Source organism: Robinsoniella sp., from assembly GCF_034124845.1.
The window spans coordinates 9798-16426 of record NZ_JAWYAJ010000536.1; the positions used below are offsets into that span (position 1 = coordinate 9798).

Genomic DNA, 6629 nt, shown 5'->3' on the forward strand with positions numbered 1-6629 from the left:
AGCAGATATTTCTTAGGTATATGAAAAAAATTATTTTTCATTTTTTACCACACACTCCTTTAAACATAAAAATAATAAAACAATACCCACCCCTGTGAGGATATGCCCGATTCCCGCAATACCCGAGATGGATGCATCCAGTGCCGCAGATGCTTTGATTCCAAGTACCTGTACCACACCTCTTGTGAGAAGCATCAAAGCAGTGACCGGTACGCCAATATTGTAGATCACCATAAATGCTTTCCACTTTTTAGACCGGCATAAATCCTTTAAATTTCCCACAAACAAAGCGGTAATTAGGAACATTATCATTCCCAGCAGAAACAAATGGGTATGTACGAAAGCCAGGGATGTCCGCCCTTCAAAACCGTTAAACTTTGTGAATTCCCGGTAGAAAACGCCTCCCGCCATAGCCGCAATCCCATAACCAAAAGCAATATTAATCATTTTCTTCATAAATTTTTCTCCTTATGTACAAGTAACGATGAACCCTGCCGCTATTGAACAGTGTTCATTTTTCTTTTAAGAAAATCCACCTTTACAAATTAAGAAAAAGTGGATCAGGTAACATATAAAATTCTGTTCAGGACTTCTTTAAAATAACTGCAGTCCCGCTCTTCGTCGGTAAGCAAGGAAAACATGTTGCTAAATAAAAATGCAACGAATTTCTCTTTTGTAAATGTATCTGTCCATACGTCATCCGGTATTTTTTTATCCTGTCCAAGAGCCATTAAAAATCCGTTTTTCACATGCTCCAGATACTTCTGTTCCACCAGCCTGCCCTTTTCTTTTTCCGAACTTTTCATTGCTTCAAACTGGCTCATAAAAATGGAACGGAAATCCTGAAGGTTGGCACACAATCTCAGGTAAACAGTCTCAAAGAATTCTACAAAAGAAATGTCACCCTGTATTTTACATACATCCTGATGAAAGACACTTCCCCAGAACTCCTCCACCACTGAAAATATCAATTCCGACTTAGATGGGAAATAATTGTAGACAGAACCTGTGGCTATGCCGCATTTCTTAGCAAGATACCGTATATTTAATTTTTCGGCCCCTTCTTCAAACACAATTTCCCTGGCAGCTTTAATCAACTCTTCTTTTGAAGTAACAACACGGTTCACACGCCCACCTCCATCTTGAACATTGTTCATTATATCAGTATTCCGGACTTATGTCAATCGCCTTTTTCCGATGCATCTATATACTGCTCTGCTGCCGGATCTCTGAATTCATAAATTCTGTGATATTCCTTTGTCTCCAGATTCTTTTCGGTCAGGCTTCGGTTCTGATAGAGAAATCTGGTCAGCTGATAACAATCTACCCATATTTCACCATTCCCTTCCTTTTGGGATTCGTCAAAGATCAACTGCAATCCCCAATGCAGATGGGAGGTATCAATATTATTCACATTTTCATTGGCGCTGTATCCGGTACGTCCCAGATAACCGATGACATCTCCTGCCTGCACTACGCTTCCCACTTCCAGCTGTTTGTTGTAAGGAAAGTTCTTCCTCAGATGGGCATAGTAATAATAACGCTTTTTATCGAAACTCCGGATACCCAGGCGCCAGCCGCCATATTGGTTCCAGCCTATTGCTTCCACATAACCGGACTCTACCGCAATAATCGGTGTTCCAACCTGGCCCATCATGTCATGCCCCAGATGCGGCCGGCTGTAGCCATAAGACCTGGATGTTCCAAAATCATCATAATCAGAATATTCATACCCCTTTGCGATTGGGAGATATGCCTTTAAACCGTATTTCTTTTCCCATACAACTTTATTTTCTTTTTCCACCTGGATCTCATATTCTCCAACCCAGCCATCCAGAACGGCACCATATGCTTCTCGGTAATATGGATAATATTTTAAATCTTTCGTCAGTTCATCCATGGTCTGTCCCTGGGTGATCCGTTTTTCTTTTAAATCCTGCAGATCTCTTTCTTTATATCGTGTGAAATCACCGCCGTACCGTGTCCCAAGATAAGCAAGAAGATCCACCCAGTCCAGATGAACCTCCTGCCCGTAACTCTCTACATCCATCTGATAAGCAGCCCTCATTGCTTCATTTGTCACATGGAAATCTACCCATTTAATGAACTTCTTTTCTGTCTCTTTTTGGGTTTCCCCTGAGGATGCTCCCTCTTTCTCCGTTACTGGTTCACCTTGCCCTGTTTCCTGCTCCCCGGCGGTTGCAGTACTCTTTAACTTTTCCGCTGCGGCGTGGTTCGACAGTGAACTATGTACCCCTCTGTAAACAGCAAAAATAGTTAAAAGTACTAAAATAATAAGTTCTATTTGTATAATACGTTTTTCACGTTTCTTGTCCATGGCAGACTCCGGATATTAAGTCACTTTCATTTTATTCCGAAGGCGGGATATTATGCAGATAAATTTAGGGTTTGCTGATTAATTACGCTTTCCTATTCTACTGTTCACTCTACTGCATCCTGATAGTTACGGTTTTACGGTAAATCATAAATGTAAAGATGCCAAATATAATCGTTGCCGCAATTAAAACAACTTCTATATATTGGTTAAAAACAACCGCTGCTACAATAAGTACAAAGGCAGAAAGTGCTCCTGCGCCCATGGTAATTCCCACTGACATGGACTGTTTTACGACTTCGATTTCATTATTCCAGTCGTACTTTGGATATTTTAAATTCATATAGAGACCCAATACAGAAATAAATAAAGCATACACTGCAGGTGCGGCAAAAATCATAATGCAATTCAGTAATCCCGGTTTTAAAGCGATAGTAAACAGAATCCCCGATACCAAAACTGCCGGCAGCAGTACTGTCAGGTTTACCGCTATTTTACTATTATAAATGACACTGTTTTTAACCGGCAAGGAACTATTAATCCATCTGCTTTTTCCCTCCAGCGAAATAGATGAGGCTGTTGTACTGCACAGGGAAGAAATTAAAATCATTACAAATGGTGCATATTTTTGCAGATTGTTAAACACTCCCGGCATTTCTAACATTTTATCTATCTGATCCGGTTTGATAAACAAAATTCCAATTCCCATTGCCACCATCAGGATTGCTGATATGGATGTATTCATAATATAAATGTTACATGAAGTATATCTTCCCAGTTCTCTTCTGTATGCCGCTGCAAATGGAGTTCTTACACTCAGGGCACCCATCTTATAGTTACCCTTTGTATGGTGATTTAAAATAGCTGAATTTATTTTTTTATAAAACACAGCAAGCAGTAATACAAATAGTATTACCGGTATGACCGACAATAACAAAAACAATATAAAATCCGTCCAGCTTTCCCGAATCAGTGCATTGGAAAAAAGGCGGGCAGGCGGATAAAAACCATTTATGGTATCGGATAACATTTTTCCGATCTCCACCATCTGCTGTGCTCCTCCCTTTAGACTAAATGATCCGGCAATAGCTGCCAAAGTAACCCCAATACTCAGGATAATCACAACCAGATTCTTGTATTTGAATCTGGAGGCAATTGCTGTAATCAGCGCCCCCAATGCCAAAGCTAGTGTCATTGGTAGCATCGGGGCAAAAAATATACTTACTACCATCATCAGCCAGACGCCTGGACTGCTGTGCATGGTTACCCCAAATACGATAATAGAAGGCAAAAGTGCAATACAACCTACAAGAAGGTTTAATACATAAGTCCACAGAAGTCTGCTCAATATAATCGCAGCACTGCTCACTGGCAGGGACATCACCATGTCATAATCCTTCATCCCAAACAGCATCCCCGTACTTCCGGAAAAAGTGAGCACAATCGTCACCAGTGCAACGATCATCAGCATCATTGCTGGCAGCATCTCAGTGAGTCCCAGTACCCGGTACCCAATTGCCAGCCCTGTACTGTAGCCAAACATCAATATAATCAATATTACAGCTATACTTAGAACACCAACAGCTCTTCTCTTTTCTTTTTTATCTCTGGCGTGCAACAATTTATTCACACCAAATGATCCATACATCTGCACCTTTAACAGTCCCATAAATTTAGTCATGTGCTGCCACCTCCAAAAATACTTCTTCTAAGCTGCTGTTCCCTCTGACATCTTCAGTCTTTCCGCTGGCGATTAATTTACCTGCTTTGATGATCGCTATTTTATTGCAAAGTTTTTCAGCCACATCCAGCACATGGGTAGAAAAGAAAATTGCACCGCCGTTATCGCATAATTCATGCATCATCTTCTTCAGGTTAAAGGCTGCTTCGGGATCCAGCCCAACAAATGGCTCATCCAGAACCAGCAGCTTTGGCTGATGGATAAATGCCGAAATAATTGCCAGCTTTTGTTTCATACCATGAGAATAGGACGATACCAGATCACCCAGATTTTTCGTAATCCCTAACAGATCACCATATTTTCGGATACGCTTCTCCCGCTCCCCTCCCGATACCTGGAACATGTCTCCTATGTAATTCAAATATTGTATCCCTGTCAGATATTCATACAGATCCGGATTATCCGGAATATATGCGGTCATTTCTTTGCACTTTATGGGTTCCTTTTTTACAGAATGCCCGCCGATCCGGATTTCTCCGCTGTCAAACTCCATAACTCCTACGACAGAGCGAATGGTAGTCGTCTTTCCGGCACCGTTGTGCCCGATAAATCCATAAATATCACCCGCCTGTACCTCCAGTGATAAATGATCCACTGCTTTCTTGTTATTACCATATATCTTTGTTAAATCCTGTATTTTTAAAACCTCTATTGCCTGTTTGTTATTAACCATAATCTTCCCTTACCTTTCTTAATATTAAACATTTCTTTTGTTATCGCTATTGTATATGTTTCATGAACAATTGGCAAGCGAAGCACCGTTAACTTTAAGCTGTAAAGTAAACCAGCGCTATACTTTTACTACAATAATTTTCCAGTTTCCGATTTTAGAATGTTTTCATAAATTTTTTCATAAATTTTTCAAAAAGTGTTCTATTTCAAAAATATTTTACATATACTTTACGGAGGTATCATGCTGTGTTGACAGAATTCTAGTAATATGAATAAAAAGAACACAGACAGCATACAAAAACACTCACATTTTAGAAAGGAAGGGCGCTATGGTTAACTACACCATTAAACTGAAATCTTTTGAAGACATCTATGAATTTGTAAAAAAATGCAATCAACTGGACTGTGATGCAGACTTAATCTGCGGACGGGCAACCGTCGATGCAAAATCTCTACTGGGGGTATTCAGCCTGGATATCAACCGGTCTCTCAAGCTCGCTATTAATACAAACAATCCTTTTTTAGCAGAACGGATCATGGGGCCTTATATTGCAGCATAATTACATACACGATCCATTGATTCACAAATCTTTTTAGCGCAAAAAAAATGGGCCGGGAGAGATGACTCCTGGTCCATTTTGATTTACCCTTTTAAATATATAAAACAATTACCACTCTTATGCTACCAGATCCGTTTCTTTTTCTGTATCCGGAGCCGCTTCTTTTTCTACGGCTGTATTGACTACATCTTCCGGTACTGTGATTTTTTCTACTTCTCCAAAAGATCCAAACTTTAAGTCAAACGTACATTTATCGCATTTAAAATCTACATCCACTTCACCGGTTTCGGCACCTTTCATAGATTCCAGCATCATGGATTTCATATCCAGACTCATTTTCACCGGCTTCTTTTCTTTTTTGGATATATAGATTTCAACGGGAAGTTCCATTTTAGTCCAATCCGCTTCTCCCATTAAATTCGTGGAGTTATCCATGATACTTAATGCAGATTTTAACATCGCTTCTAATGCTTCTCCATCTAAGGTACCCTTCAGTGCATAGCATTCTACGCCGTCAACTTCTTCTGTTTTCTCTGCCAGTTCCAGGTTACCGGCTAATTCCTGTACTGCTTCAAAATCATAAGATTTGATCATCTCATCAATATCACCGCTGACCTCTTTCTGCCATTCACCCTCATCTAATTTTGAATAGGAAACAGTCTGATCTCCATCCTTCGTTGTATACATCTGCATGTTCATTTTCTGATTCATGCCCAGCATATCCAAAGTTATTGCTCCTTCCCCAAATATCACCTGAGGATTGGTGTTTATTTTCATCCCCATATCCATATTCATTTTCATATCTACAGTTATTCCCTGAACGGTTCCGCCCGCCTGCAGATCCATCACCATATCCATCTTGTAATTATCTTCTTTTGACATATTTTCAGACATGGACTTCAATAGCGTCTCGGAAGTTACCTTACCGCATCCAGCCATACTCAATGCCAGAATGCCACCTCCCAGGATAACACATCCCCGTTTCCATAAAATCTTCTTCATACTTTTTCCTCCTTCAAACATACTTGGATGCCAACCGGCGAACTTGCCCAGTTGAAATTACTCCCTATGTACTCTAAATAATAAAAACCTTATCGGTATATAGATTATATTAAAGGATTTACAGAAAATTCGCAATCCTTTTTTAAAATCTAAATAAAGTCGCAAAAAACCGCTGTGCCGGCAAGAATCAAATGCAGCACAACGGCAATTTTACATTTTAATAACTGTTTTAGTGATGGAAAAAACGTACCCCTGTCATTGCCATGGCAATACCATATTTATCACAGGTCTCAATTACATTGTCATCTCTTACAGAACC

At 39.9% G+C, this 6629-nt stretch carries 7 protein-coding genes and 1 pseudogene; 1 reads left to right on the forward strand and 7 read right to left on the reverse strand.

The genetic code is table 11. The annotated features are described in order from the left end of the window. Nucleotides 1-30 precede the first annotated feature (30 nt). The 5 genes from ACH2DQ_RS26660 to ACH2DQ_RS26680 all read right to left on the reverse strand — a co-directional run bounded on the left by ACH2DQ_RS26660 (nt 31) and on the right by ACH2DQ_RS26680 (nt 4749). Entirely contained in the window at nt 31-456 is a 426-nt protein-coding gene (locus tag ACH2DQ_RS26660; protein ID WP_394912491.1) for a DUF2871 domain-containing protein, read from the reverse strand. A 104-nt stretch (nt 457-560) separates the two neighbouring features. Then, complete coding sequence (locus tag ACH2DQ_RS26665; protein ID WP_394912492.1) at nt 561-1127, reverse strand: TetR/AcrR family transcriptional regulator; 567 nt, start codon at nt 1125-1127, stop codon at nt 561-563. Between the two features lie 53 nt (nt 1128-1180). Then, nucleotides 1181-2338 carry a M23 family metallopeptidase gene (locus tag ACH2DQ_RS26670; RefSeq protein WP_394912493.1) on the reverse strand — a complete coding sequence of 386 codons (1158 nt, stop codon included), beginning with the start codon at nt 2336-2338 and terminating at the stop codon, nt 1181-1183. Between the two features lie 109 nt (nt 2339-2447). Then, the gene (locus ACH2DQ_RS26675) at nt 2448-4016 is read right to left on the reverse strand and encodes a hypothetical protein (protein WP_394912494.1); all 1569 of its coding nucleotides are present in this window, start codon (nt 4014-4016) and stop codon (nt 2448-2450) included. Beyond that, nucleotides 4009-4749, reverse strand: coding sequence for an ABC transporter ATP-binding protein (locus ACH2DQ_RS26680; protein WP_394912495.1), 741 nt, complete (start codon nt 4747-4749; stop codon nt 4009-4011). Before ACH2DQ_RS26680 ends, ACH2DQ_RS26675 begins: the two co-directional genes overlap by 8 nt. 328 nt (nt 4750-5077) lie before the next feature. On the opposite strand from ACH2DQ_RS26680, the gene ACH2DQ_RS26685 reads away from it, so the two are divergent. After that, nucleotides 5078-5308, forward strand: a complete 231-nt coding sequence (locus ACH2DQ_RS26685; RefSeq protein ID WP_394912496.1) for an HPr family phosphocarrier protein — start codon at nt 5078-5080, stop codon at nt 5306-5308. 117 nt (nt 5309-5425) lie between these two features. Here the strand turns inward: ACH2DQ_RS26685 and ACH2DQ_RS26690 are convergent, their stop codons facing one another. After that, nucleotides 5426-6310, reverse strand: coding sequence for a DUF6612 family protein (locus ACH2DQ_RS26690; RefSeq protein WP_394912497.1), 885 nt, complete (start codon nt 6308-6310; stop codon nt 5426-5428). A 229-nt stretch (nt 6311-6539) separates the two neighbouring features. Then, nucleotides 6540-6629, reverse strand: a pseudogene (locus ACH2DQ_RS26695) (IMP cyclohydrolase); the annotation flags it as partial.

Excerpts from the sequence above, each read along its gene's own strand:
- ACH2DQ_RS26690 (WP_394912497.1), bottom strand. The coding sequence starts at position 6,310 with ATGAAGAAGATTTTATGGAAACGGGGATGTGTTATCCTGGGAGGTGGC.
- ACH2DQ_RS26685 (WP_394912496.1), top strand. The coding sequence starts at position 5,078 with ATGGTTAACTACACCATTAAACTGAAATCTTTTGAAGACATCTATGAA.
- ACH2DQ_RS26660 (WP_394912491.1), bottom strand. The coding sequence starts at position 456 with ATGAAGAAAATGATTAATATTGCTTTTGGTTATGGGATTGCGGCTATG.
- ACH2DQ_RS26680 (WP_394912495.1), bottom strand. The coding sequence starts at position 4,749 with ATGGTTAATAACAAACAGGCAATAGAGGTTTTAAAAATACAGGATTTA.
- ACH2DQ_RS26675 (WP_394912494.1), bottom strand. The coding sequence starts at position 4,016 with ATGACTAAATTTATGGGACTGTTAAAGGTGCAGATGTATGGATCATTT.
- ACH2DQ_RS26670 (WP_394912493.1), bottom strand. The coding sequence starts at position 2,338 with ATGGACAAGAAACGTGAAAAACGTATTATACAAATAGAACTTATTATT.